We start from the raw sequence: 22815 nt of genomic DNA on the forward strand, positions 1-22815 counted from the left end.
ATCAGGCCAGCGACATCCGCAGCGGCGGCTCGACCTCCGGGGGCAGGGGGCTGACATAGCCCTCCGCGCCCCGGCGGCGGACGAGGTCCTGCCGGGCGGCCTCGCGCAGGCCCGCATCGGTGAGGGCGAGGGTGCCGGTGGCGGCCATCGCCTTGGCCACCTGGACCATCGCCTTGTGCGCCGCCGGGCTCTTCCCCTGCGCCACCACCTGCCAGGTGTGGAACGGCGTGCCCACCGCCACGGTCGGGGCATGGGCCTGGACCGTGGGCACGACCCAGCTCACGTCGCCCACGTCGGTGGAGCCGACCGCCGGCTTCCTCGCGGCGTCGAGGGGCACGAGGAAGTCGGCCAGCGGTGCCGCGGTGCGCGGCATCCCGATGGCGCGGAACACGGCATCGATGTCGCCCTCGCCGAGGGTTCCCCGGATCGCCTGCGCGAAGGCGCGGTCGGCCTCGTCGAAATGCGGCGGGCCGAGATCCTCCATCACCCCGTGCAGCGCCTGTTCCAGGGGCGTGTTGCCGAGGAGGTTCGAGACCGCGCTGACGATCCGCACCTCGACGCCGGTCTCGGTCATCAGAGCCGCGCCCTGCGCGATCTTCTTCACCCGCTCTACGAGGGCGAGCATGCCGGGCAGGTCGCCGGCGCGGATCGAGTAGCGCACCCGGGCACTCGCCTGGACGACGTTCGGGGCGATGCCGCCCGCGTCGAGATAGGCGTAATGCACCCGCGCGTCGGAGGGCATGTGCTCGCGCATGTAGTTCACGCCGACGCTCATCAGCTCGACGGCATCCAGCGCCGAGCGGCCGAGATGGGGGGCCGCCGCCGCGTGGGCGGTGCGCCCGGTGAAGACGAAGTCGGCGCGGGTGTTGGCGAGCGCCACCGGGGGCGCCACTTCCCAGAAGCTCGCTGGGTGCCAGGAGATCGCGATGTCGGCGTCGGCGAAGGCGCCCGCGCGCACCATGAACGCCTTCGCGGCGCCGCCTTCCTCGGCCGGGCAGCCGTAATAGCGCACGCGGCCCGGCGTGCCGGTCTCTTCCAACCAGTCCTTCACCGCCGTGGCGGCCAGCAGCGCTGCCGAGCCGAGGAGGTTGTGGCCGCAGCCATGCCCGTGGCCGCCGGCCTCGACGGGGCGGTGCTCGGCGAGGCCCGCCTCCTGCGACAGCCCCGGCAGGGCGTCGTACTCGCCCAGGAAGGCGATGACCGGGCCGCCTTTCCCCGCCTCGCCCATCACGGCGGTGGGGATGCCCGCCACCTGCTCGGTGATCCGGAAGCCCTGGTGCCGCAGTTCCGCGACATGCTCGGCGCAGGAGCGCGCCTCCGTGTAGCAGACCTCCGGCATGGCCCAGACGCGGTCGGACAGGGCGATCAGCCGGTCCTTCCGGGCGTCGACGTGGCGCCACACGGCGTTGCGGTTGTCCATTCCGTCCTCTCAGGTCCAAGCAAAGCGCGGGAAAAATACATGCTCGGGTGGAAGCGTCACTGGCGCAACCCTTGCCAAGGGCGCCAAGGGAATGATGCTGTGCGCGCAGCGCCGACATTTGGGAACAGGCTGAGCTTCATGGACGAGCGGGATCTGCACGACCTCATCGGACGGGTCCGGTCCGGTGGCCTCTCGCGGCGCGCCTTCGTGCGCCGCATGGTGGCCGTGGGCCTCACCGCGCCGATGGCCGGGCTGATGCTGGCCGGGAACGGCGTGGCGATGGCGAGCGACCTCCGCGCCGGCTACAAGCCGACCAAGGCGGGCGGCGGCGGCGCCCTGCGGATGCTGTGGTGGCAGGCCCCGACGCTCATCAACCCGCATTTCGCCATCGGCACCAAGGACCAGGAGGCCTGCCGCATCTTCTACGAGCCCCTGGCGGCCTGGGATGCGGACGGCAACCTCGCGACGGTGCTCGCCGCCGAGATCCCCTCGAAGGAGAATGGCGGCCTCGCGGCGGACGGGCGCTCCGTGGTCTGGACAATCAAGCCGGGCGTGACGTGGCACGACGGCAAACCGCTCACCGCCGACGACCTCGTCTTCACCTGGGAATACGCCCGCGACCCCGCCACGGCGGCGGTGACGATCGGCTCCTACAAGGATTGCAAGGTCGAGAAGATCGACGACTTGCGCGTCCGCATCCTGTTCGACAAGCCGACGCCCTATTGGAGCGACGCCTTCGTGGGCAATGTCGGCGCGATCCTGCCCAAGCACATCTTCGCGGCCTATACCGGCGCCAAATCCCGCGAGGCGCCGCAGAACCTCGCCCCCGTGGGCACCGGCCCGTACACGTTCGTGGAGTTCCGCCCCGGCGACATCGTGCGCGGCGCGCGCAACCCGAACTACCACCTGCCGAACCGGCCGTATTTCGACACGATCGAGATGAAGGGCGGCGGCGACGCCGTCTCGGCGGCCCGCGCCGTGATCCAGACCGGCGAATACGATTACGCCTGGAACCTGCTGGTCGAGGACGAGGTGCTCAAGCGCCTGGAGACGGGGGGCAAGGGCCGGGTGGACGTCGTCTACGGCGGCAAGCTCGAATTCGTGCTCCTCAACGCCACCGATCCGACCGTCGAGGTCGATGGCGAGCGCTCCTCCCTCAAGACCAAGCACCCCGCCTTCTCCGACCCGAAGGTCGTCCAGGCCCTCAACCTCCTCCTCGATCGCAAGTCGATCCAGGATTACATCTACGGCCGCACCGGCCGGGCCACCGCCAACTCGGTGAACGGGCCGGAGCGCTTCGTCTCGAAGTCCACCCGCTACGCGTTCGATCCGGCAAAAGCCAACGCGCTGCTCGACGAAGCCGGCTGGACGAAGGGCTCGGACGGCATCCGCGCCAAGGACGGCAAGCGGCTGAAGCTGCTGTTCCAGACCTCGATCAACGCCCCCCGCCAGAAGACCCAAGCGATCATCAAGCAGGCCGCCGCCAAGGCGGGCATCGAGATCGAGCTGAAGTCGATCACCGGCTCGGTGTTCTTCTCCTCCGACCCCGCCAACCCGGACACGTTCCCGCATTTCTACGCGGACATGGAGATGTACGCGTTCAGCATGTCCCAGGCGGACCCGGCGACGTGGCTCCTGCAATACGTCTCCTGGGAGGCCGCCGCGAAGGAGAACAAGTGGCAGGGCCGGAACATCTCGCGTTGGCGCAACGCGGAATACGACGCCGCCTACAACGCGGCCCAGTCGGAGCTCGACCCGGTCAAGCGCGCCGCCCTGCTCATCAAGGCCAACGATCTCGCGGTTTCCGGCAACGTCCTGCCGCTGATCCACCGGGCGGAGGTCTCGGGGGTCAGCAACACCCTCGTGGCGCCCCGCAGCGGCTGGGACAACGACCTGTCCTTCCTGCCCGAATGGAGCCGGCAGACCTGAGCCGGTCCGCGCGCCATGGGCGCCTACATCCTGCGAAGGCTGCTGATCGCGATCCCGAGCCTCCTCGGGATCAGCCTGATCCTGTTCGTCGTCCTGGCGCTCGCGCCGGGCGATCCGTTCGGCGAACTCGCCTCGAACCCCAACGTGCCGCCCGAGGTGAGGGCGGCGCTCCGGCTGAAATTCGGTCTCGATGACCCGATCCTGACCCGCTACCTGCACTGGCTGGTGGCGATGCTGCACGGCGATTGGGGCTTCTCCTTCGCGAGCCGGGTCAACGTCGACCAGTTGATCCTGCAGCGGCTGCCCACGACCCTGTTCGTGGTCGGCTCCTCGCAGGTGCTGGCGCTGCTTGTCGCGGTGCCGGTGGGGCTCTACGCGGCCCGGCGGCCCTATTCCCTGGCGGATCAGGTCGCCAACACGCTGGCCTTCGTCGGCTTCTCCCTGCCGACCTTCTTCACCGGCCTGCTGTTCATCCTGCTGTTCTCGATCAAGCTGAACTGGCTGCCCTTCGTCTATCAGGCGGATTTGCCGGGCTCCGGGCTCGCCTGGGTCTGGGCGAACGTGCGGCAGGCGATCATGCCGGTGGCGGTGCTGGGGTTCTTCCAGGCGGCCTCCTACACCCGGTACGTGCGCGCCTCGGCGCTGGACGTGGCCCGGCTCGACTACGTGACCACCGCCCGGGCCAAGGGCCTGACCGAGGCCACGGTGACGCGCCGCCACGTCGCCCGCAACGCGCTGATCCCGGTGGTGACGCTGGTGGCGCTCCAGATCCCGGCGGTGTTCGGCGGGGCCATCGTCACCGAGCAGATCTTCCGCATCCCCGGTATCGGCTCCCTGCTGATCGACGCGATGCTCGCCAACGACACGCCGGTGGTGATGGCCGTGACCTTCGTGTTCGCCGGCCTCGTCATCCTGTTCAACCTCGTCGCGGACCTGCTCTATGGCTGGCTCGACCCTCGCATCGCCCTCCATTGAGGCGGTGGCCTCGGCCCCGGCCTCTCCGGGGCGGGAGACGTGGCGCCGCTTCCGGCGGCACCGGCTGGCGCTCGCCAGCGTTGGCGTGCTGGCGGTGCTGGTGGCGGGCGTCCTCGTCGGCGGCCTGCTCTGGCCGGTCGCCATCGACGACATCGACTTCTCGGCGCAGCTCCAGGGCCCGTCCTGGGCGCACCCGTTCGGCACCGACGACCTCGGCCAGGACCTCCTGGCCCGGATGATCTACGGCGGGCGGATCTCGCTGGCGGTGGGCTTCGCCGCCATGGCGGTGGCGAGCGTGATCGGCGTCCTCGTCGGCTCGCTGGCAGGCATGTCGCGCCGCCTCCTCGATCCGGTGCTGATGTGGCTGACCGACCTGTTCCTGTCGCTGCCGCAACTGCCGCTGCTGCTCTTGGTAATCTACCTGTTCCGCGACAGCCTGAAGGCCGTGTTCGGGGCGCAGGGCGGCGTGTTCCTGATGATCGTCGCGGTGATCGGCGGCCTGCGCTGGATGCCCGTCGCCCGGCTGGTGCGGGCGCAGTTCCTGACGCTGCGCGAGAAGGAGTTCGTGGAGGCCGCCCGCTCGCAGGGGGCGACGACGTGGCGCCTCGTGCGCCGCCACATCCTGCCCAACGCGCTGGGGCCGGTGATCGTGGCGGCCTCCATCGAGGTCTCCTCGGCGATCATCGCGGAATCGACGCTCTCGTTCCTCGGCCTCGGCTTCCCGCCGGACATCCCCACCTGGGGCCGGCTGCTGTTCGACGCCAAGGACCACCTCGACGTCGCCCCGCATTGGGCGCTGTTCCCCGGCGGGGCGATCTTCCTCACCGTGCTCTCGATCAACTTCATCGGCGACGGCCTGCGCGACGCGCTCGACCCGCGCCGGGTGCTGTAGGAGCCGCCCCGTGACGGATCCGATCCTCTCGGTCGCCGACCTCACCGTGTCGTTCCGCTCGGACGGGCGGTGGCGCGAGGTGGTGCACGGCGTCTCCTTCGACATCGGCCCCCGGGAGACCGTGGCGCTGGTGGGCGAATCCGGCTCGGGCAAGAGCGTCAGCGCCCTGTCGGTCCTGCGCCTCCTGCCCCGCGACGCGAGCCGCATCGGCGGCAGCGTGCGCTTCCAGGGGCGCGAGCTGCTGACCGCCTCCGAGGGTGAGATGCGGGCAGTGCGCGGCGATTCCATCGCCATGATCTTCCAGGAGCCGATGACCTCCCTGAACCCGGTCCTGACGGTCGGCTTCCAGATCGCGGAGGCGTTGATCCGGCACCGGGGCCTGTCGCGGGCCGCCGCCGAGGCGGAGGTGCTGCGCCTCCTCGACAAAGTGCGCATCCCGGCGGCGCGCTCGCGCCTGCACGATTACCCGCACCGCTTCTCCGGCGGGATGCGCCAGCGGGTGATGATCGCCATGGCGCTCGCCTGCCGGCCGAAGCTCCTCATCGCCGACGAGCCGACCACGGCCCTCGACGTGACGATCCAGGCCCAGATCCTCGACCTCATCAAGAGCCTGCAGGACGACGAGGGCATGTCGGTCCTGTTCATCACCCACGACATGGGCGTGGTGGCCGAGATCGCCGACCGCACGGTGGTGATGTATCGGGGCAGGGGGGTCGAGACCGGGCCGACCGCGCGGATCTTCGCCGACCCCGCCGAGCCCTATACCCGCGCCCTGCTCGCCTCCGTCCCCCGCCTCGGCGCCATGGCGGGGCGGACCCGGCCGATGCGCTTCCCCGTCATCGACCGGACGACCGGCGTGGCCGAGCCGACGCCGGAGACCCCCGACACCGTGAAGGCGGCGGAGCGCCCGGTCCTGGAGGTGCGCGACCTGACCACCCGGTTCGACATCCGCTCCGGCCTGCTCGGCCGGGTGACGGGCCGGGTCCACGCGGTGGAGCGGGTCTCGTTCAGCCTCGCGGCGGGGGAGACCCTGGCGCTCGTGGGCGAATCCGGCTGCGGCAAGTCCACCACCGGCCGCTCGATCCTGCGGCTGGTCGAGCCCCTGTCCGGCTCCGTCCTCCTCGACGGGGAGGACATCGCCACCCTCGACGCCAAGACCCTGCGCAACCGCCGCCAGCGGATGCAGATGATCTTCCAGGATCCGTTCGCGAGCCTCGATCCGCGCCTCAGCGTCGGCGCGGCGGTGGCGGAACCGCTGCTCATCAACCGCCTCGCCACCCCCCGGGAGGCGAAGGCGCGGGCGGAGGATCTCCTGAGCCGGGTCGGGCTCGCCCCGGAGACGGCCGGGCGGTTCCCGCACGAATTCTCCGGCGGCCAGCGCCAGCGCATCTGCATCGCGCGGGCGCTCGCCCTGCGCCCCCGGCTGATCGTCGCCGACGAGGCGGTCTCGGCCCTCGACGTCTCGGTGAAGGCGCAGGTGGTGAACCTGATGCTCGACCTCCAGGCCGAGATGGGGCTCGCCTACCTGTTCATCTCGCACGACATGGCCGTCGTGGAGCGGGTGAGCCACCGCGTCGCCGTGATGTATCTCGGCGAGATCGTGGAGATCGGCCCGCGCGAGGCCGTGTTCGGCAACCCGCAGCACCCCTACACGAAGAAGCTCCTCGCCGCCGTCCCGGTCCCCGATCCGGCCCGCCGCCGGGCGCGGCACGCCCTGCCGGACAGCGAGATCCGCAGCCCGATCCGCCCCCCGGATTACGAGCCGCCCGCGCGGCTCTACCGCGAGGTCTCCCCCGGCCACAGCGTGCAGGACTGGGGCGAAGAGTGGATCGAGGCCGCGCCGACGGCCGCCGTCGCCTGAGCGGCACAGCCGCAAGTTCAGGCAAGAAACGATTAAACTTCCACTTGAGCGACATTTCGCGGCAATCGTAGCCCAAAGGTTCCGCGGCGCCCCGTGCTTCGGTGGACGCCGCACGCGCCAAGTCGTCTCCTCCGATGACTACGACAAGAATAAACACATCGGGAGGGTTTGCATGCTGAAGCGTGTGGCGGTCGCCGTTCTATTGGGCCTCATGGCTCCCGCGATGGCGGAAGAACCCCTGCGCTTCGAGGTCGATCCGGGATGGCCGAAACGCCTGCCCCACGATTGGATCATGGGGCAGGCGTCGGGCGTCGCGGTCGATGCCCAGGACAATGTCTGGGTGATCCAGCGCCCGCGCACCCTCACCGACGACGAGAAGGCGGCAACCCTCGATCCGCAGCGCACCCGCTGCTGCAAGCCCGCTCCGCCGGTCCTCGTGTTCGATCAGGCCGGCACGCTCATCAAGTCCTGGGGCGGCCCCGGCGAGGGCTATCAATGGCCCCAGAACGAGCACGGCATCCATATCGACCCGAAGGGCTTCGTCTGGCTCGCGGGCAACGGCGAGACCGACGGCCAGATCCTGAAGTTCACCCAGGACGGCCAATTCGTCCTCCAGATCGGCAAGCAGGGTCCGCAGACCGACAGCCAGGACACGACCCGCCTCGGCAAGCCGGCGGCGATGATGGTCGATCCAGAGACGAACGAACTCTACGTGGCCGACGGCTACTACAACCACCGCATCATCGTGTTCGACGCCGAGACCGGGGCGTTCAAGCGGATGTGGGGCGCCTACGGCAAGCCGCCGACCGACGACAAGCTCGGCGCCTACGATCCGGCGGCCGCCCCCGCCGCGCAGTTCCGCAACCCGGTCCATTGCGTGCAGATCGCTCGGGACGGGCTGGTCTATGTCTGCGACCGCACGAACAACCGCATCCAGGTGTTCCACAAGGACGGCAGCTTCGTGAAGGAGATGTTCGTCGAGAAGAACACCCGCGCCAACGGGTCGGTGTGGGAACTCGCCCTGTGGCCGGACGAGCGCCAGAGCTACCTGCTGAACGCGGACGGGGCCAACAACGAGGTCCGCACCCTCAGCCGTGAGAACGGCGAGGTCCTGGGCCGGTTCGGGCGCAACGGCCGGATGGCGGGGGACTTCCACTGGGTCCACAACCTCGCCATCGACTCGAAGGGCAACGTCTTCACGACGGAGGTCGACACCGGCAAGCGCGCCCAGAAGTTCCTGTTCCGGGGCAACATGGTCCTGCGCAAGCGCGCCGCCATGCAGGAGGGCCCGCGATGATGGCGGGATCGGACGATCCCGTCACGGGCGCCGCCTGCCCCTGCTGCCTGCCCCGGCGGGGCTTCATGCGGGGCCTCGCGGGCCTCGGCGCGGCGGCCCTGACCGCCGCCCCTGCCGCCGCGCGGGCCGAGCCCTCCCGCTACGGCGGGCTCGTGATCGATTGCCACGGGCATTACACCACCGAGCCGCCGGCCATGCTGGCGTGGCGCAAGCGCCAGATCGACGCCCTCAACGATCCCGGGCAAACGCCGTCGCCCTCCGACCTCAAGGTCAGTGACGACGAGGTGCGGGAGAGCGTGCGCGGACGCCAACTCAAGCTGCAAGCCGAGCGGGGCATCTCGCTCGCCCTGTTCTCGCCCCGGGCGGGCGGGATGGGCCACCATATCGGCAACGCCCGCACCAGCCTCGACTGGTCGATCGTGTCGAACGACATGATCCACCGGGTCGTGACCCTGAACTCGAAGAATTTCGTGGGCGTCTGCCAGCTGCCGCAGACGCCGGGCGTCTCGCCGCGGAACTGCACGGCCGAGCTGGAGCGCTGCGTCAAGGAACTCGGCTTCGTCGGGTGCAACGTGAACCCGGACCCGTCCGGCGGATTCTGGACCGATCCGCCGCTCACGGACCGGTTCTGGTACCCGCTCTGGGAGAAGATGGTCGAACTCGACGTGCCCGGCATGGTCCATGTCAGCGCCTCGGCCAACCGCAACTTCCACGCGACGGGGGCGCATTACATCAACGGCGACACCTCCGCCTTCATGCAGTTCGTCACCGCCGACCTGTTCAAGGACTTCCCGACCCTGCGGCTCGTCATCCCCCATGGCGGTGGGGCGGTGCCCTACCATTGGGGCCGCTACCGGGGCCTCGCGCAGGACCTGAAGCGCCCGCCGCTGTCGGAGCTGATGCGCAACGTCTTCTTCGACACCTGCGTCTACCACCAGCCCGGCATCGACCTGCTGATGAAGGTCGTGCCCCACGAGAACATCCTGTTCGCCTCCGAGATGGTGGGGGCGGTGAACGGGATCGATCCCGAGACGGGCCACGCCTACGACGACACCAAGCGCTACGTGGACGCCGCCGCCCTCACGGATGAGGACCGCGCGCGGATCTTCGCGGGCAACACGCTCAAGGTCTATCCGCGCCTCGCGGGTCGCCTCGCGGCGGCGGGGCTGACGCCGTAGGCAGGGCAGGCGGTGGCCTATTCCGCCGCCGCCCGCTCCGCCTCGCCCGCGCTGCCGAACTGGGCGGCGTGCAGGCCGCGATAGGGGCCGTCGCCGGCCAGCAACTCCGTGTGCCGGCCCTGCTCCACCACGCGGCCCTCGCCGAGCACGACGATCCGGTCGGCATCGCGGATGGTGGCGAAGCGGTGGGCGATCACCAGCGTCGTGCGGCCCTGCGCGAGGTCGGCCAGCGCCCGCTGGATCTCCCGCTCGGTCTGCGTGTCGAGCGCCGAGGTCGCCTCGTCGAGGATCAGGATCGGCGGGTTCTTGAGGAACACCCGCGCGATGGCGATCCGCTGCTTCTGGCCACCCGAGAGCCGCACGCCGCGCTCGCCGACCACCGTGTCGAGCCCGTCCGGCAGGCTGTCGATGAGGGCACCGAGCCGCGCCCGCCTCGCGGCTTGCACGATCTCCTCCTCGCTGGCGTCGAGGCGGCCATAGGCGATGTTCTCGCGGATCGTGCCGGCGAACAGGAACACGTCCTGCTGCACGATGCCGATCTGCCGCCGCAGGGAGGCGAGGGTGATGTCGCGGATGTCGGTGCCGTCCACGGTGATCCGCCCGGCTTCGACCTCGTAGAAGCGCGGGAGCAGGGCGCAGAGGGTCGTCTTGCCGACGCCGGACGGCCCCACGAAGGCGACCGTCTCGCCGGCCGCGATCCGCAGGTCGAGGCCGGTGAAGACCGGGCGTCCCCGGCCGTAGCCGAAGCCCACCCCCTCGAAGGCGATCTCGCCCCGCAGGCCGGCGGCCTCGACGGCGCCGGGGCGGTCGGTGATGTCAGGCTCGGTGGAGAGCAATTCCTGATAGCGGCGGAAGCCTGCCACGCCCTTCGGGTAGGTCTCGACCACGGCGCCGATCTTCTCGAGCGGCCGATAGAACACGCCGACGAGGAGCAGGAAGCCGACGAAGCCGCCGGGGCTCAGGTCGCCGCGCACCACGAAGGCGGCGCCGCCGAGCAGCACCGCGATCTGGACGAGGCGCAGGCCGAGATAGTTGATCGACAGGCCCGCCGCCATGAGCCGGTAGGCTTCGAGCTTGGTGTCGCGGTAGCGGGCGTTGTCGAGGGCGAAGAGGGCGCGCTCGTGCGGTTCGTTCGCGAAGGCCTGCACGACGCGCATCCCGCCGACATTCTCCTCGATCCGGGCGTTGAAAGCCCCGACCCGCCCGTATTGCGTCTGCCAGTTGCGGGTCATGCGCCCGCCGTAGCGGAGCGAGACGAAGGCGATGACCGGCAGGATCGCCCCGGTGATGAACGCCAGCGGCGGGTGGACCCAGAGCATCAGCAGGAAGGCGCCGACGAGGGTCATCAGCGCGATGAACAGGTCCTCAGGCCCGTGATGGGCGACCTCGCCGATCTCCTCCAGGTCCTTCGTCACGCGGGCCACGAGGTGGCCGGTCTTCTGCGTGTCGTAGAAGCGGAAGGAGAGCTTCTGGAGATGATCGAACGCGCGGGCGCGCATCGTCGTCTCGATGTTGATGCCGAGTACGTGGCCCCAATAGGTCACGACCACCATCAGCCCGGCATTGGCCACGTAGACCAGCGCCAGCGCGGCGGCGGCGAGGACGATCAGCCCCCAATCCTGGCGCGGCAGCAGGGTGTCGATGAAGCCCTTCACCGCCACGGGAAAGCCGAGTTCGAGCAGGCCGGAAAGTACGGCGCAGCCGAAATCGACGAGGAACAGCGCCTTGTGCGGCCTGTAATAGGCGAGGAAGGCCTTCAGCATGGGGCGGGACAGCGTTCGAGGGGGCAGCGCGGCCCGCAGGAGGCCACGCCGGGAAGACGGTGGCGCAGGCAGCACGCGCGCCGTCGGCAGCCCGCCGCATCCGGGCACAGGGCCTGCGCGAGGGGAGTCCTAGCGCAGCCCGGTCCCCGGCGCCATCCGAGGCAGGTCGCGACCTCGTCACAGGCGAAGGGCGCGTCCTCCCCGATCTCCCGCGCCACGTAGTCGAGGATCGTCGCGGCGTTGCCCCACAGGACGCGCGGTGCCAGCCCGCAGCGGGCGTGGCACAGTTCCACGAAGGGCCGGAGATGCCCCTCGATCAACCCGGACAGGCCGGCGGCGGGGCAGGCGGCGCCGTCGCCCGCCTGCGCATCGATGAGGAGCCGGGCGGGGCGGCCCTCGGCGTCGAGTTCGAGTCGGGTCGCCTCGAAGGCCAAGGGCAGGGCGCGGCCGCAGCACATCAGCGCCGTGAGGGCGGGCGTGGCGAGGAGGGCGAAGTAATACTGGCTCCAGAACGAGACGACGGCGCGCCGGTCGGCCTCGCCGAAGCCGGCGGCGAAGGGCGCGAGGGCGGCGTCGAACACCGCCTCGTCGCGGAGCGCCGGGAGCGGCAGGGACGCCGCGCCGCCGGGGCCGGCGGAAACGCTGTCCCGGTAGGCCGAGAGCGAGGCGGGCACGCGGGCGAGGACGTCCTCGATCATGGCGACACCGCCTCGTCGTTGCGTAGGGTCCGCCCGACCATCATGGCCAGCCCGGCGACCGCCGCCGCGTAGAGCGGCAGCGCCGCCGCGAAATAGGCCGGCCAGCCGAGCCAGTCCGCCAGCGCCGCCGAGGCCACCCGCACGGGCATCGCCGCGAAGAAGGCCGCGCCGAACAGCAGGGCGTAATCCGTCGCCGGGCGTTTCCCCTGGGCCCAGCGGTAGATCATGTTGAACACCGGCACCCCGAGCAGCCCGCCGAACAGGAAGTTCAGGATCGTCGCCGTGACCGCGAAGGGGGCCGAGCCGGCGGCGCAGGCGAGCGCCATCAGGAGCCCCGACGCCAGGACGCCGGCCGCGCCGACGACGATCAGCCGGACGGTGCCGACCCGCGCGCTCAAGCCCCCGGCGACCAGCGCCATCACGAGGTTGACCGCCGGCAGGACGGTGCCGGTGAGGAGCCCGACTTGGGCGAGGGGCACCTGCAGGTCGAGGAGGGCGAGGGTGTTCGGCCCGGAGAGGAGATAGGCGGCGGCGAAATAGGTGCCGAGCACGAGGATGCGCGGCGCCAGCACGCGCAGCCGCGCGAGGGAGCCCGCGCGCTCCTCCCGCACCGGCTGGCCCCGGCGCAGGGGCCGTTCCGGGTAGGACAGGATCGGCAGGAGCAGGGCGAGGTTGAGCGCGGCGCAGGCGAGCACCGCGACCCGCCAGCCGAGGCTGTCGTAGGACCCGACCAGAACGCCGACGCCGATGACGCCGCCGAGGGAGGCCCCGCAGAGCTTGGCCGAGGCGACGAAGGCCCTTCGCTCGGCGCCCACGGTCTCGACCACCAGGGCCTCCAGGGCGATGTCCATGGTGGCGACGCAGGTGCAGGCGGCGATCGCCAGGGCGAGGAGGGCCGGAAGAGGCCAGGTCTCGCCGAGGCTGAGGAGGCCGAGCAGCAGGATCGCGAGCCCCTGCGCGGCGAGGATCCAGCCGGTGCGGTGCGCCAGGACGGGCAGGCGCAGCCGGTCGAGGAGGGGGGCCCACAGGAAGGTCAACCCGACCGGCAGGTTGATGACCTGCAGCAGCCCGACCTCCGTGAGGTCGACGCCCCGCGCGCGCAGGATGAGCGGCGCCCCGCCCGAGAGGAAACCGAGAGTCGCCCCGAAGCTGACATACAGGCAGAAGAACGGCGCCAGAGGCCGCAGCCTCGCGAGATGTCCGTCCCTCCGCGCAGCGATCGCAGTCCCGGCGGGGCCCGTCACCGCGCCGGCGATCCCGTGTTACGCGCCGCTGCGGGCCCGTAGTTTATAATCACGCTAATGTATTGGTTCGCCTCAGGTTTTGCTGTCTAAGCGTGCCTGAAACGAAGATCAAGGCGGGGGCTTCGCGCCCCCTCCGGTCAGGGATTGACCCGCTTCGGGATCGCCCGGCCCCGGCAGGCGGCGCGGTATTGCTGGCGGCGCAGGCCGCGCAGGTTGCGGCGGTCGGCCTCCTGCGTGCAGGCGGTCTTCCGGTCGGCCTTGCTCAATTCCCGCGTGGCGGTCGCCGGCACGTCGGTGGGCGTCGGCGCCGTATAGCTCTGCGCGAACGCCGCCGCCGGCAGCCCGACAATCAGGCACAGTCCCAGACACAACCGGCGCATCGTCATCCCTCCAACCACGGTCAAGCTGTAGCAAGCGCCGAGCCAGACTCAGTCGGTCGGCGTGGACCACGGGTAGCGCAGCGGATCGCCCGCGCGGCGGGTGTCGTAGACGCACTCGCCGGCCACCCAGGTGGCGCGCACCGTGCGGTGATCGCCGAGGGTCATCAGCACGAACAGCAGATCCTCGATGCTGCGGCAGGTTTGCGTGCGGAAGCCGAGGAGCGGGGTCGCCGCGAGGTCGAGGACGCAGAGATCCGCCTCGTAGCCGGGGGCGATGCGGCCGATCCGGTCATCGAGGCGCAGGGCCACCGCGCCGCCGAGCGTCGCGAGCCAAAAGGCGCGCGGCGCGTCGAGCTTGGTGCCGCGCAGCGCGGCGACCTTGTAGGCATCGCCCAGGGTCTTGAGCAGCGACAGCGTGGTGCCGGCCCCGACATCGGAGCCGAGCCCCACCCGAACCGGCCGTCTCGGGTCGAGGGCATCGTAGAGGCGGAACAAGCCGCTGCCGAGGAAGCCGTTCGAGGTCGGGCAATGGGCGACCGCCGCGCCCGCCGCATGGCAGGTGCAGAAATCCTCCTCCGTCACGTGGATCGCGTGGCCGAAGACCGAGCGCGGCCCGACGAGCCCCGCCTGGGCGTAGACGTCGAGGTAGCTCGCCCGGTCGGGGAACAGGTCCATCACCCAGGCGATCTCGTCCGTGGTCTCGCAGAGATGCGTCTGGAGGAAGAGGCCGTCATGCTCCTTCAGGAGCGCCCCGGCCGCGTCGAGCTGGGGCGGCGTGCAGGAGGCGGCGAAGCGCGGCGTCACCGCGTAGAGCTGCCGCCCCCGCCCGTGCCAGCGGGCGATGAGCGCCTTACTCTCGTCGTAGCCGCGCTGGGCGGTGTCGAGGAGGCCGGCGGGGGCGTTGCGGTCCATCAGGACCTTGCCCGCGATCATGCGGGTGTTGAACCGCTCGGATTCGGCGAAGAACGCCTCCACCGAGCCGGGATGCACCGTGCAATAGACCAAAGCCGTGGTCGTCCCGGCGCCGAGGATCTCGCGGAAGAACAGCTTCGCGACCCGCTCCGCATGCGCCTGGTCGGCGAATTCAAGCTCGGCGGGGAAGGTGTACTTGGTGAGCCAGGTCAGCAACTGCTCGCCGTAGGAGGCGATAATCTGCAACTGCGGGTAATGGACGTGGGTGTCGATCAGCCCCGGCAGGATCAGCGCGTTCTCGTAATGCTCCACCGCGACGCCCGCTGGGACGTGGCCCAGCGTCTCGGCATAGGGGCCGACCGCCACGATGCGTCCGTCCTCGATGAGGATCAGGGCGTCCTCGATATGGTCGAGGCAGCCTTCCGCGAGGAACGGGTTGCCGGAGAGGCTCGCCATGCGCCCGCGCAGGGCCCGGCGCCGGGGTGTCGGCTCCACGGGGACGCTCATGCCGTGACGGAGAGGGCGGCGGGGAGGGCAGTCGTCGGGGAATCCATCGTCGTCACCTGCGCGCATGTCGGGCACGTCGCCCAGCCTCGCCCGTCCCCTCACGCAAGATCCATGCAGGCGATCCGCGCCATGACCGGTCTGTGTCTGGATGGGAAACAGGCAGATCGCTCAATGGGATGCCAGATTGTCGCAGTTTTGCAACATGTCTCGCGCCGGTCGGCATATGGCCAAGCCATGGCATAGCGGTTGCTGACGTCTCCCCGACCGAGAAGGCCCGGGGGATCGTAGGATGTTCAAGCGTTACGTACTGGCGGCGGCGTTGCCGCTCTTCCTGACGGGGGCCGCCAATGCTGCCGATCTCGGCACGGTGAAGAAGGACGTGGCCCCGGCGGCGGCGCCGGTGGACGCGCCGTTCTTCCTCTTCGCCGACACGCAGATCAGCTATCGCTACCAGTTCCCCACCGTCTCCCCCGGCGTGCAGATCCAGCGCGGCGACGGCAGCTTCGTCTCTCGCGAGGCCCCGAAGCAGATCCTCAACATCTCCCACGCCGACGCCTGGGCCTACGGCACCAACTTCTTCTCCCTCGACATCCTGAAGTCGGGCTCGCAATTCCCCGCCGGCACCACCAACCCGCCCGGCACGATCGGCAACCCGTTCTTCCAGGACTACGGCAACACCGAAGCCTACGGTCTCTATCGCGGCACGCTCAGCCTGAACGCCCTCACCAACACGAAGGCCTTCGCCATCCCCGGCCTCGTCAAGGACGTGTCGCTGGCCTTCGGCTTCGACGCCAACTCGCAGAACGATGCCTTCGGCTCGAAGAAGCGCGACGTGGTCGGCGGCCTGAACTTCGCCTTCGACGTGCCGGCCGGGTTCCTCAACCTGTCGGTCCACGCCTACAAGGAGTGGAACCGCAACGGCTTCAACGTGCAGCCGGATCGGGACCAGAGCTTCGACGTCGTCCCCGAATTCGAGGTGGTCTACAACTTCCCGCTGACGTTCACCGGCCTGCCGCTGAGCGTGACCGGGTTCAACAACATCGTCCTGCCGAAGGGCCGGGGCGTGCAGAACGTGGCCGACTTCGCCTTCAACCCGAAGCGGGGGCTGGAATTCCTGTCGCGCACGAACCTCGTTCTCGACCTCGGCAAGCTGGTCTATGACCAGCCGAACAAGGTCGATGTGTTCATCGGCTTCCAGTACTGGCTGAACAAGTTCGGCAATGTCGAGACGGCGACCTTCAAGGGTACGGAAGAGAAGAGCTTCCTGGCGGGCTTCGCCTTCCACGTCTTCTGACGGGCGCGCCGTGGCAAGCGAGGCGGGGCCGCTCTTCGGCGCCTACGGCATCGTGAAGCGCTTCGGTGCCTTCACGGCCAACGACCATATCGATCTCGAAATCCGCGCCGGCGAGATCCACGCCCTGCTGGGCGAGAACGGCGCGGGCAAATCGACCCTGATGAAGATCCTCTACGGCCTCCTGGAGCCGACGGAGGGGGTCGTCACCCATCGCGGCGAGACGGTGCGGCTCGGCAGCCCCGAGGCCGCGCGCCGGCTCGGCATCGGCATGGTGTTCCAGCACTTCTCCCTCTGCGAGAACCTGACTGTCGCCGAGAACATCGCCCTGGTGATGGAGCGGGGCCTCTCCCGCGCGGACCTCGCCCGGCGCATCGCGGCGCTGGGCGACACCTACGGGCTGCATCTCGAGCCGGATCGCCCGGTCTGGTCGCTCTCGGCCGGCGAGCGCCAGCGCATCGAGATCGTGCGCTGCCTGCTGCAGGATCCGAAGCTGGTGATCCTCGATGAGCCGACCTCGGTCCTCACCCCCGGCGAGGCGGAAGTGCTGTTCACGGTGCTGGAGCGCCTGCGCGACGAGGGGAGGGCGCTCCTCTACATCTCGCACCGGCTCGACGAGGTGCGCCGCCTCTGCGCCCGCGCGACGATCCTGCGGGCGGGCAAGGTGGTGGGCGCCTGCGACCCGCGCGCGGAGAGCGCCGCCTCGCTCGCTGCGATGATGGTGGGGGAGGAGGTCCGCGAGGTCGCGGCGGCGCCCGGCGCCGCGGCAGGCCCCGAGCGCCTGCGCCTCGACCGGCTCTCGCTGCCCGCGCCCCGCCTGCACGCCACTGCCCTGCGGGACATCACGCTGGCGATCCGGGGCGGCGAGATCCTGGGCATCGCCGGCATCGCCGGGAACGGGCAGGCGGAACTCTTCGCCGCCCTCTCGGGCGAGACGACGGTCCCGGCCGAGGCCGTGCGCATCGACGGCGAGCCCGCCGGGCATCTCGGCATCAACGCCCGCCGCCGGCTGGGCGCGGCCTTCGTGCCGGAGGAGCGCAACGGCCACGCCGCCGCCCCCGGCCTGAGCCTGTCCGACAACATCGTGCTGTCGCGCCACGCCACGGCTCCGCTCACCCGCTTCGGCCTCGTGCGACGCGCGGCGGCGAGGGCTCTGGCGGCGAGCGTGAGCACGGCCTTCGACGTGCGCAAGGCGGGGCCGGACCCGGCGGCCGGGACGCTGTCGGGCGGCAATCTCCAGAAGTTCGTGGTCGGGCGGGAGATCCTGGCCGAGCCCGGCCTTCTCGTGGTCGACCAGCCGACCTGGGGCGTCGATGCGGCGGCGGCGGCGCGGATCCGGCAGGCGCTGATCGACCTCGCGGCGCGGGGCAGCGCCGTCCTCGTGATCAGCCAGGACCTCGACGAGCTGTTCGAGATCGCCGGGCGCATCGCCGTGCTCCATGGCGGCAGCCTGTCGCCGCCCGTGGCGCGGGCCGAAACCTCCCGCGAGGCGGTCGGCCTGCTGATGGGCGGCGCCGGCACGTCGTCGGAGACCGCCCATGCGGCTTGATCTCGTTCCGCGCGGGCGCCGCTCGGCCCTGTCCGCCGCCCTGTCGCCCGCGCTCGCCTTCCTGGCCGCCGTGCTGGTCGGCGGCATTGCCGTCGCGCTGATGGGCGTCTCGCCGGCCGCCGCCTTCACCGTCTACTTCGTGGCGCCGCTCTCCGACCTGTGGTCGCTGCAGGAGATCGCCCTGAAGGCGGCGCCGCTGGCCCTCATCGCGACCGGCCTCGCCTTCTGCTACCGGGCGAACCTGTGGAATATCGGCGCCGAGGGCCAGTTCGTGGTCGGCGGCTTGGCGGGCGGCATAATCGCCATCGCCACCCATGGCACCGAGGGCGCGACCTTCTGGATCCTGCCGGCGATGCTCCTGACGGGCACGCTCGCCGGCCTCGCCTACGCGATGATCCCGGCGCTGCTCCGGGTGAAGCTCGGCGTCTCGGAGATCCTGACGAGCCTGATGCTCGTCTACGTGGCCGAACTCCTCCTCGACTACATGGCGCGCGGCCCCTTGCGCGATCCGGCCGGCTACAACTTCCCGCAGAGCGTGACGTTCGATGACGCCGCGCGGCTTCCCTACCTGATGGAGGGCGACACGCTGCACGCGGGGGTGCTGGTGGCGCTCGCCGCCGTTTTGCTGGCGGCCCTCGTCCTTGGGCGCAGCCTGTTCGGGTTCGAGATGCGCCTCGTCGGCGCGAGCCCCCGCGCCGCCCGGTTCGCGGGCTTCGGGGAGGCGCGGCTGACGCTCATGGCCTTTGCCATCTCCGGCGGCGCGGCGGGGCTCGCGGGCATCGTCGAGGTGGCGGGCAAGATCGGCCAGCTCCAGCCGACCATCTCGCCGGGCTACGGCTTCACCGCGATCATCGTCGCCTTCCTCGGGCGGCTCTCGCCGGTCGGCATCCTCCTCGCGGCGCTGGTCATCGCCGTCACGACCATCGGCGGGGAGGCGGCGCAGATCGACCTGCGGCTCCCCCTCGACCTGACGCGGGCCTTTCAGGGGCTGCTGCTCGGCCTCGTGCTGGCGGCGGACGTGTTCACGCGGTTCAAGGTCCGCCTCGTGCCGGGGGCGGCGCGATGAGCCTCGATCTGATCCAGATGGTGCTCGCCACCGTGCTGGCCGCCGCGACGCCGCTCGTCATCGCGGCGCTCGGCGAACTCGTCACCGAGCGCGCGGGCGTGCTCAACCTCGGCGTCGAGGGCATGATGGTCTGCGGCGCGGCCATCGGCTTCGCGGCGGCGGTCGAATCCGGCTCGACCCTCGTGGGCGCGCTCGCCGGGATCGGCGCGGGGATGGCGCTCTCCGCCCTGTTCGGCCTGCTGACGGTGGGGCTCGCGGCGAACCAGGTCGCCTCGGGGCTCGCGCTGACGATCCTCGGCCTCGGCCTCTCGGGGCTCGTCGGCGCGGGCTATGTCGGGCTGAAGCGCGAGCCCGCACCCCATCTCCACCTGCCGGTCCTGAGCGACCTGCCGGGCATCGGCCGCCTCGTCTTCGGGCAGGACGGCTTCGTCTATGCAGGCATCGCCCTCGCCATCGGGGTCTCGTGGTTCCTGTGGCGCACGCGGGGCGGGCTGATCCTGCGCGCCATCGGCGACGACCACACCGCCACCCATTCGCTGGGCCTGTCGGTGCGCGGCGTGCGATTCCTCGCGGTGCTGTTCGGGGGTGCCTGCGCCGGGCTGGCGGGGGCCTACCTGTCGCTGGCCTACACGCCGTTCTGGGCGCCGGCCATGACCGCCGGTCGCGGCTGGATCGCGCTCGCGCTCGTCGTTTTCGCCTCGTGGCGGCCGGCGCGGGTGGTGGGCGGGGCGATCCTGTTCGGCGGCGCCACCGTGCTGCAACTCCACGCCCAGGCTTCCGGTATCGGCCTGCCGGGGCAGTTGCTCTCGGCGCTTCCCTACCTCGCGACGATCCTGGCCCTGGTCCTGCTCTCCCTCGGGCGGCGGCGGGGCGGCTCGCAGGCCCCGGCGGCGCTCGGCCGAGATTTCACCCCGCACCGATAGACACCACACAAGGATACATGCGGATGTTGCGGACGACCCTCTCTGCCTGCCTCGGCGCGCTCCTCCTGTTCTCCGGCGCGGCGAGCGCGGAGGACAAGCTCAAGGTCGGCTTCGTCTATGTCGGGCCGGTGGCCGATTACGGCTACTCGTTCCAGCACGACCTCAGCCGCAAGGCGCTCGCCGAGGCGATGGGCGACAAGGTCGAGACCACCTATCTCGAGAACGTGCCGGAGGCCGACAGCGAGCGCGCCATCGAGAAGCTCGCCCGCTCCGGCATGGGGCTGATCTTCACCACCTCCTTCGGCTTCATGGAGCCGACCCTGAAGGTCGCCAAGAAATACCCCAAGGTGAAGTTCGAGCACGCCACCGGCTACAAGCGCGCCGCCAACGTCTCGACCTACTCGGCCCGGTTCTACGAGGGCCGCTACGTCTGCGGGAAGATCGCCGCCAAGCTCTCGAAGACCGGCACGGTCGGCTACATCGCCTCCTTCCCGATCCCCGAGGTGGTGAGCGGCATCAATGCCTTCATGCTCGGCGCGCAATCGGTGAACCCGAACATCAAGCTCAAGATCGTCTGGGTGAACACGTGGTTCGACCCCGGCAAGGAAGCCGAGGCCGCCAAGGCGCTGCTGGCTCAGGGCGCCGACATCCTCACCCAGCACACCGATTCCGCCGCGCCGCTGCAGGAGGCCGAAAAGCAGGGCAAGCTCGCCTTCGGCCAATCCTCCGACCAGTACCGCTTCGCCCCGAAGGCGCAGCTCACCTCCATCACGGACGATTGGAACGGCTACGTGATCGGCGAGGCCAAGGCGGTGCTCGACGGGACGTGGAAGAGCCACGACACCTGGGGCGGCATCAAGGACGGCATGGTCGTCCTCGCGCCCTTCACCAACATGCCCGACGACGTGAAGGCCATGGCCGAGACGACGGTCAAAGACATCGCCTCCGGCAAGACGCACCCCTTCGCCGGCCCGGTGACGAAGCAGGACGGCACCATCGCGGTCAAGGACGGCGAGACCGCCCCCGACCCGATGATCCTCGGCATGAACTGGTACGTGAAGGGGATCGACGACAAGCTCCCCCAATAGGCGCGGCTCAGCGCCCGGCGGGCATCCGCGCCGCCGGCGCCGTGCCCGTGACGGCGGGGCCGCGCGGGTTCACCGCGATGGCGTCGCCGGAGCGGACCGCCTCGGCGGCGTTGCGCGGGCCGGCGAGGCCCTTGGTGCCACCCGGCGCGGTCGCGGGCTCGCGCCCGGCCGGGGCGCCGGTCGATTGCGCGGAGGCCGCGCCCGCCATCGCCACGAGGGCGCCGAGCCCGATCAGTGCCGTCGTCCTGAAACCCATCGCCATCGTTCGGTCCTCTCTGATGATGGGAACGAATGGCGCAGGCGCGCCCGAGTTCCCGTAACGCCCGACGCTGGCACATCATTTGCGCATTCCCCGCGGCCGCGCTTCGCCTGCGCGCCACCGGGACCCCGCCATGACGACCAGCGCCCCCCGCACCGCGCCTCCGAGCCGGGCCGCCCTCGGGCTGCTGGGCCTCCAGCACGTGCTCGTGATGTATGCCGGCGCGGTGGCGGTGCCCTTGATTGTCGGGCGAGCCCTCAAGCTGCCGCCGGAGCAGGTCGCCCTGCTGGTGAGCGCCGACCTGTTCGCGGGCGGCCTCGCGACGCTGGTGCAGAGCTGGGGCCTGCCCGGTATCGGCGTGCGGATGCCGGTGATGATGGGCGTGACCTTCGCCGCCGTGACGCCGATGATCGCCATCGGCCTCACCCCGGGCGTCGGCCTCACGGGCGTCTACGGCGCCGTGATCGCGGCGGGGCTCTTCGCGCTGCTGGCCGCGCCGCTCGTCGGGCGCCTGCTGCCGCTCTTCCCGCCGGTCGTCACCGGCACGATCATCCTCGTCATCGGCATCTCGCTGATGCGGGTGGGCGTGAACTGGGCGGCCGGGGGCATCGGCAGCCCGCATTACGGCGCGCCCCTGCACCTCGCCCTCGCGGGCTTCGTTCTGTGCCTGATCCTGGCGATCACCCGCTATGCCAAAGGCTTTGCCAACTCCGCCTCGGTGCTGATCGGCATCGTCGTCGGCACGGTTCTGGCCGGGTTCGCCGGCCTCGTCGATCTCGGCCACGTCGCCACCGCGCCGTGGTTCGACGTGGTGCGCCCCTTCGCCTTCGGCCTGCCGACCTTCGATCCCGTCTCCATCGTCACCCTCTGCGTGGTGATGGTCGTGGTGATGATCGAGTCGACCGGCATGTTCCTCGCGCTCAGCGAGATCTGCGCCGACCCGATGGACGAGGTGCGCCTGACCAAGGGCCTGCGCGCGGACGGGCTCGGCACGGTGATCGGCGGCGTGTTCAACACCTTCCCCTACACGTCGTTCTCGCAGAATATCGGCCTCGTCGGGGTGACGGGGGTGCGCACCCGCATGGTGGCGGTGGTCGGCGGGGTGATCATGCTCGGGCTCGGGCTCGTGCCGAAGCTCGCCGCCCTGGTCGAGGCGGTGCCCCTCTGCGTGCTCGGCGGCGCCGGGCTCGTGATGTTCGGCATGGTCGGCGCCACGGGGGCGCGGATCCTCGGCGGCGTCGACTTCGCCGGCAACCGCAACAACCTGTTCGTGGTGGCGGTCTCGGTGGGCTTCGGGATGATTCCTCTCGTGGCGCCGAACTTTTTCAAGGAGATGCCCCACGCTCTCCACCCCCTGCTCGAATCCGGCATCCTGCTCTGCGCCGTCTCGGCGGTCGGCCTGAACCTGTTCTTCAACGGGCTCGGGGATGCGGCCTCCGCGCGGGCGCACGCCGTCGATCAGGCGCGAGCAGCGGAAGCCCACTAGCCCCGCCGGATTGGCGCGCGATTAAACAGGTCACGGTCATCGCATAGGCGGCGGATGCTTGGGCCCCAGCGAGAACGACTTGCCGCGCTGCCGCAAA

At 70.5% G+C, this 22815-nt stretch carries 19 protein-coding genes; 12 read left to right on the forward strand and 7 right to left on the reverse strand.

The genetic code is table 11. The features are described 5' to 3' along the window. Position 1: 1 nt before the first annotated feature. The gene (locus MKK52_RS08835; protein ID WP_243953433.1) at positions 2 to 1420 is read right to left on the reverse strand and encodes a M20 family metallopeptidase; all 1419 of its coding nucleotides are present in this window, start codon (positions 1418 to 1420) and stop codon (positions 2 to 4) included. A gap of 138 nt (positions 1421 to 1558) precedes the next feature. Between MKK52_RS08835 and MKK52_RS08840 the strand changes: the two genes are divergently transcribed. From MKK52_RS08840 to MKK52_RS08865, 6 genes are all read left to right on the forward strand, one after another. Further along, positions 1559 to 3349, forward strand: a complete 1791-nt coding sequence (locus tag MKK52_RS08840; protein WP_243953434.1) for a peptide ABC transporter substrate-binding protein — start codon at positions 1559 to 1561, stop codon at positions 3347 to 3349. Between the two features lie 15 nt (positions 3350 to 3364). Continuing rightward, positions 3365 to 4324: an ABC transporter permease gene (locus tag MKK52_RS08845; RefSeq protein WP_243953435.1), complete on the forward strand. Its 960-nt coding sequence runs from the start codon at positions 3365 to 3367 to the stop codon at positions 4322 to 4324. Beyond that, on the forward strand, positions 4290 to 5216 hold the full coding sequence (locus MKK52_RS08850) for an ABC transporter permease (protein ID WP_243953436.1): 927 nt from the start codon (positions 4290 to 4292) through the stop codon (positions 5214 to 5216). The genes MKK52_RS08845 and MKK52_RS08850 overlap by 35 nt, the downstream gene beginning before the upstream one ends. 10 nt (positions 5217 to 5226) lie before the next feature. Beyond that, on the forward strand, positions 5227 to 7077 hold the full coding sequence (locus MKK52_RS08855; protein ID WP_243953437.1) for an ABC transporter ATP-binding protein: 1851 nt from the start codon (positions 5227 to 5229) through the stop codon (positions 7075 to 7077). A 172-nt stretch (positions 7078 to 7249) separates the two neighbouring features. Further along, the gene (locus MKK52_RS08860) at positions 7250 to 8374 is read left to right on the forward strand and encodes a hypothetical protein (RefSeq protein WP_243953438.1); all 1125 of its coding nucleotides are present in this window, start codon (positions 7250 to 7252) and stop codon (positions 8372 to 8374) included. Continuing rightward, on the forward strand, positions 8374 to 9552 hold the full coding sequence (locus tag MKK52_RS08865; RefSeq protein ID WP_409564640.1) for an amidohydrolase family protein: 1179 nt from the start codon (positions 8374 to 8376) through the stop codon (positions 9550 to 9552). Before MKK52_RS08860 ends, MKK52_RS08865 begins: the two co-directional genes overlap by 1 nt. Positions 9553 to 9569: 17 nt before the next feature. Here MKK52_RS08865 and MKK52_RS08870 read toward each other — a convergent pair whose 3' ends face one another. From MKK52_RS08870 to guaD, 5 genes are all read right to left on the reverse strand, one after another. Then, entirely contained in the window at positions 9570 to 11315 is a 1746-nt protein-coding gene (locus MKK52_RS08870) for an ABC transporter ATP-binding protein (protein ID WP_243953439.1), read from the reverse strand. Further along, a complete protein-coding gene (gene fhuF, locus MKK52_RS08875) occupies positions 11309 to 12013 on the reverse strand; it encodes a siderophore-iron reductase FhuF (RefSeq protein ID WP_243953440.1) in 705 nt (234 codons plus the stop codon). Before fhuF ends, MKK52_RS08870 begins: the two co-directional genes overlap by 7 nt. Further along, positions 12010 to 13257 (reverse strand): MFS transporter, encoded by a 1248-nt coding sequence (locus MKK52_RS08880; RefSeq protein ID WP_243953441.1) that lies wholly within the window; start codon positions 13255 to 13257, stop codon positions 12010 to 12012. The genes fhuF and MKK52_RS08880 overlap by 4 nt, the downstream gene beginning before the upstream one ends. A gap of 137 nt (positions 13258 to 13394) precedes the next feature. Beyond that, complete coding sequence (locus tag MKK52_RS08885; protein ID WP_243953442.1) at positions 13395 to 13637, reverse strand: hypothetical protein; 243 nt, start codon at positions 13635 to 13637, stop codon at positions 13395 to 13397. Between the two features lie 48 nt (positions 13638 to 13685). Then, the gene (gene guaD, locus MKK52_RS08890) at positions 13686 to 15056 is read right to left on the reverse strand and encodes a guanine deaminase (protein WP_243953443.1); all 1371 of its coding nucleotides are present in this window, start codon (positions 15054 to 15056) and stop codon (positions 13686 to 13688) included. Positions 15057 to 15345: 289 nt separating this feature from the next. Here guaD and MKK52_RS08895 point away from each other — a divergent pair, with 289 nt between their 5' ends. The 5 genes from MKK52_RS08895 to MKK52_RS08915 are packed head-to-tail and all read left to right on the forward strand — an operon-like array spanning position 15346 to position 20973. Beyond that, entirely contained in the window at positions 15346 to 16350 is a 1005-nt protein-coding gene (locus MKK52_RS08895) for a hypothetical protein (RefSeq protein ID WP_243953444.1), read from the forward strand. Continuing rightward, positions 16277 to 17896, forward strand: a complete 1620-nt coding sequence (locus MKK52_RS08900; RefSeq protein ID WP_409564636.1) for an ABC transporter ATP-binding protein — start codon at positions 16277 to 16279, stop codon at positions 17894 to 17896. The genes MKK52_RS08895 and MKK52_RS08900 overlap by 74 nt, the downstream gene beginning before the upstream one ends. After that, the gene (locus MKK52_RS08905; RefSeq protein ID WP_243953446.1) at positions 17886 to 18962 is read left to right on the forward strand and encodes an ABC transporter permease; all 1077 of its coding nucleotides are present in this window, start codon (positions 17886 to 17888) and stop codon (positions 18960 to 18962) included. The genes MKK52_RS08900 and MKK52_RS08905 overlap by 11 nt, the downstream gene beginning before the upstream one ends. Continuing rightward, positions 18959 to 19885: an ABC transporter permease gene (locus tag MKK52_RS08910; RefSeq protein WP_243953447.1), complete on the forward strand. Its 927-nt coding sequence runs from the start codon at positions 18959 to 18961 to the stop codon at positions 19883 to 19885. Before MKK52_RS08905 ends, MKK52_RS08910 begins: the two co-directional genes overlap by 4 nt. Positions 19886 to 19908: 23 nt before the next feature. Beyond that, positions 19909 to 20973 (forward strand): BMP family ABC transporter substrate-binding protein, encoded by a 1065-nt coding sequence (locus tag MKK52_RS08915; protein WP_243953448.1) that lies wholly within the window; start codon positions 19909 to 19911, stop codon positions 20971 to 20973. Between the two features lie 7 nt (positions 20974 to 20980). Here MKK52_RS08915 and MKK52_RS08920 read toward each other — a convergent pair whose 3' ends face one another. Continuing rightward, positions 20981 to 21235: a hypothetical protein gene (locus MKK52_RS08920; protein ID WP_409564637.1), complete on the reverse strand. Its 255-nt coding sequence runs from the start codon at positions 21233 to 21235 to the stop codon at positions 20981 to 20983. A gap of 130 nt (positions 21236 to 21365) precedes the next feature. Here MKK52_RS08920 and MKK52_RS08925 point away from each other — a divergent pair, with 130 nt between their 5' ends. Beyond that, positions 21366 to 22718, forward strand: a complete 1353-nt coding sequence (locus tag MKK52_RS08925; RefSeq protein ID WP_243953449.1) for a nucleobase:cation symporter-2 family protein — start codon at positions 21366 to 21368, stop codon at positions 22716 to 22718. The last annotated feature ends 97 nt before the right edge of the window (positions 22719 to 22815 follow it).

The organism is Methylobacterium sp. J-067 (genome assembly GCF_022829465.1).
In the GTDB taxonomy this organism is placed as follows: domain Bacteria; phylum Pseudomonadota; class Alphaproteobacteria; order Rhizobiales; family Beijerinckiaceae; genus Methylobacterium; species Methylobacterium litchii.

What these genes read in the sequence shown, in the direction of transcription:
- MKK52_RS08835 (WP_243953433.1), bottom strand. Translation starts at nt 1,420, where the DNA reads ATGGACAACCGCAACGCCGTGTGGCGCCACGTCGACGCCCGGAAGGAC.
- MKK52_RS08840 (WP_243953434.1), top strand. Translation starts at nt 1,559, where the DNA reads ATGGACGAGCGGGATCTGCACGACCTCATCGGACGGGTCCGGTCCGGT.
- MKK52_RS08845 (WP_243953435.1), top strand. Translation starts at nt 3,365, where the DNA reads ATGGGCGCCTACATCCTGCGAAGGCTGCTGATCGCGATCCCGAGCCTC.
- MKK52_RS08850 (WP_243953436.1), top strand. Translation starts at nt 4,290, where the DNA reads ATGGCTGGCTCGACCCTCGCATCGCCCTCCATTGAGGCGGTGGCCTCG.
- MKK52_RS08860 (WP_243953438.1), top strand. Translation starts at nt 7,250, where the DNA reads ATGCTGAAGCGTGTGGCGGTCGCCGTTCTATTGGGCCTCATGGCTCCC.
- MKK52_RS08865 (WP_409564640.1), top strand. Translation starts at nt 8,374, where the DNA reads ATGGCGGGATCGGACGATCCCGTCACGGGCGCCGCCTGCCCCTGCTGC.
- MKK52_RS08870 (WP_243953439.1), bottom strand. Translation starts at nt 11,315, where the DNA reads ATGCTGAAGGCCTTCCTCGCCTATTACAGGCCGCACAAGGCGCTGTTC.
- fhuF (WP_243953440.1), bottom strand. Translation starts at nt 12,013, where the DNA reads ATGATCGAGGACGTCCTCGCCCGCGTGCCCGCCTCGCTCTCGGCCTAC.
- MKK52_RS08885 (WP_243953442.1), bottom strand. Translation starts at nt 13,637, where the DNA reads ATGCGCCGGTTGTGTCTGGGACTGTGCCTGATTGTCGGGCTGCCGGCG.
- guaD (WP_243953443.1), bottom strand. Translation starts at nt 15,056, where the DNA reads ATGAGCGTCCCCGTGGAGCCGACACCCCGGCGCCGGGCCCTGCGCGGG.
- MKK52_RS08895 (WP_243953444.1), top strand. Translation starts at nt 15,346, where the DNA reads ATGTTCAAGCGTTACGTACTGGCGGCGGCGTTGCCGCTCTTCCTGACG.
- MKK52_RS08900 (WP_409564636.1), top strand. Translation starts at nt 16,277, where the DNA reads ATGTCGAGACGGCGACCTTCAAGGGTACGGAAGAGAAGAGCTTCCTGG.
- MKK52_RS08905 (WP_243953446.1), top strand. Translation starts at nt 17,886, where the DNA reads ATGCGGCTTGATCTCGTTCCGCGCGGGCGCCGCTCGGCCCTGTCCGCC.
- MKK52_RS08910 (WP_243953447.1), top strand. Translation starts at nt 18,959, where the DNA reads ATGAGCCTCGATCTGATCCAGATGGTGCTCGCCACCGTGCTGGCCGCC.
- MKK52_RS08915 (WP_243953448.1), top strand. Translation starts at nt 19,909, where the DNA reads ATGTTGCGGACGACCCTCTCTGCCTGCCTCGGCGCGCTCCTCCTGTTC.
- MKK52_RS08920 (WP_409564637.1), bottom strand. Translation starts at nt 21,235, where the DNA reads ATGGCGATGGGTTTCAGGACGACGGCACTGATCGGGCTCGGCGCCCTC.
- MKK52_RS08925 (WP_243953449.1), top strand. Translation starts at nt 21,366, where the DNA reads ATGACGACCAGCGCCCCCCGCACCGCGCCTCCGAGCCGGGCCGCCCTC.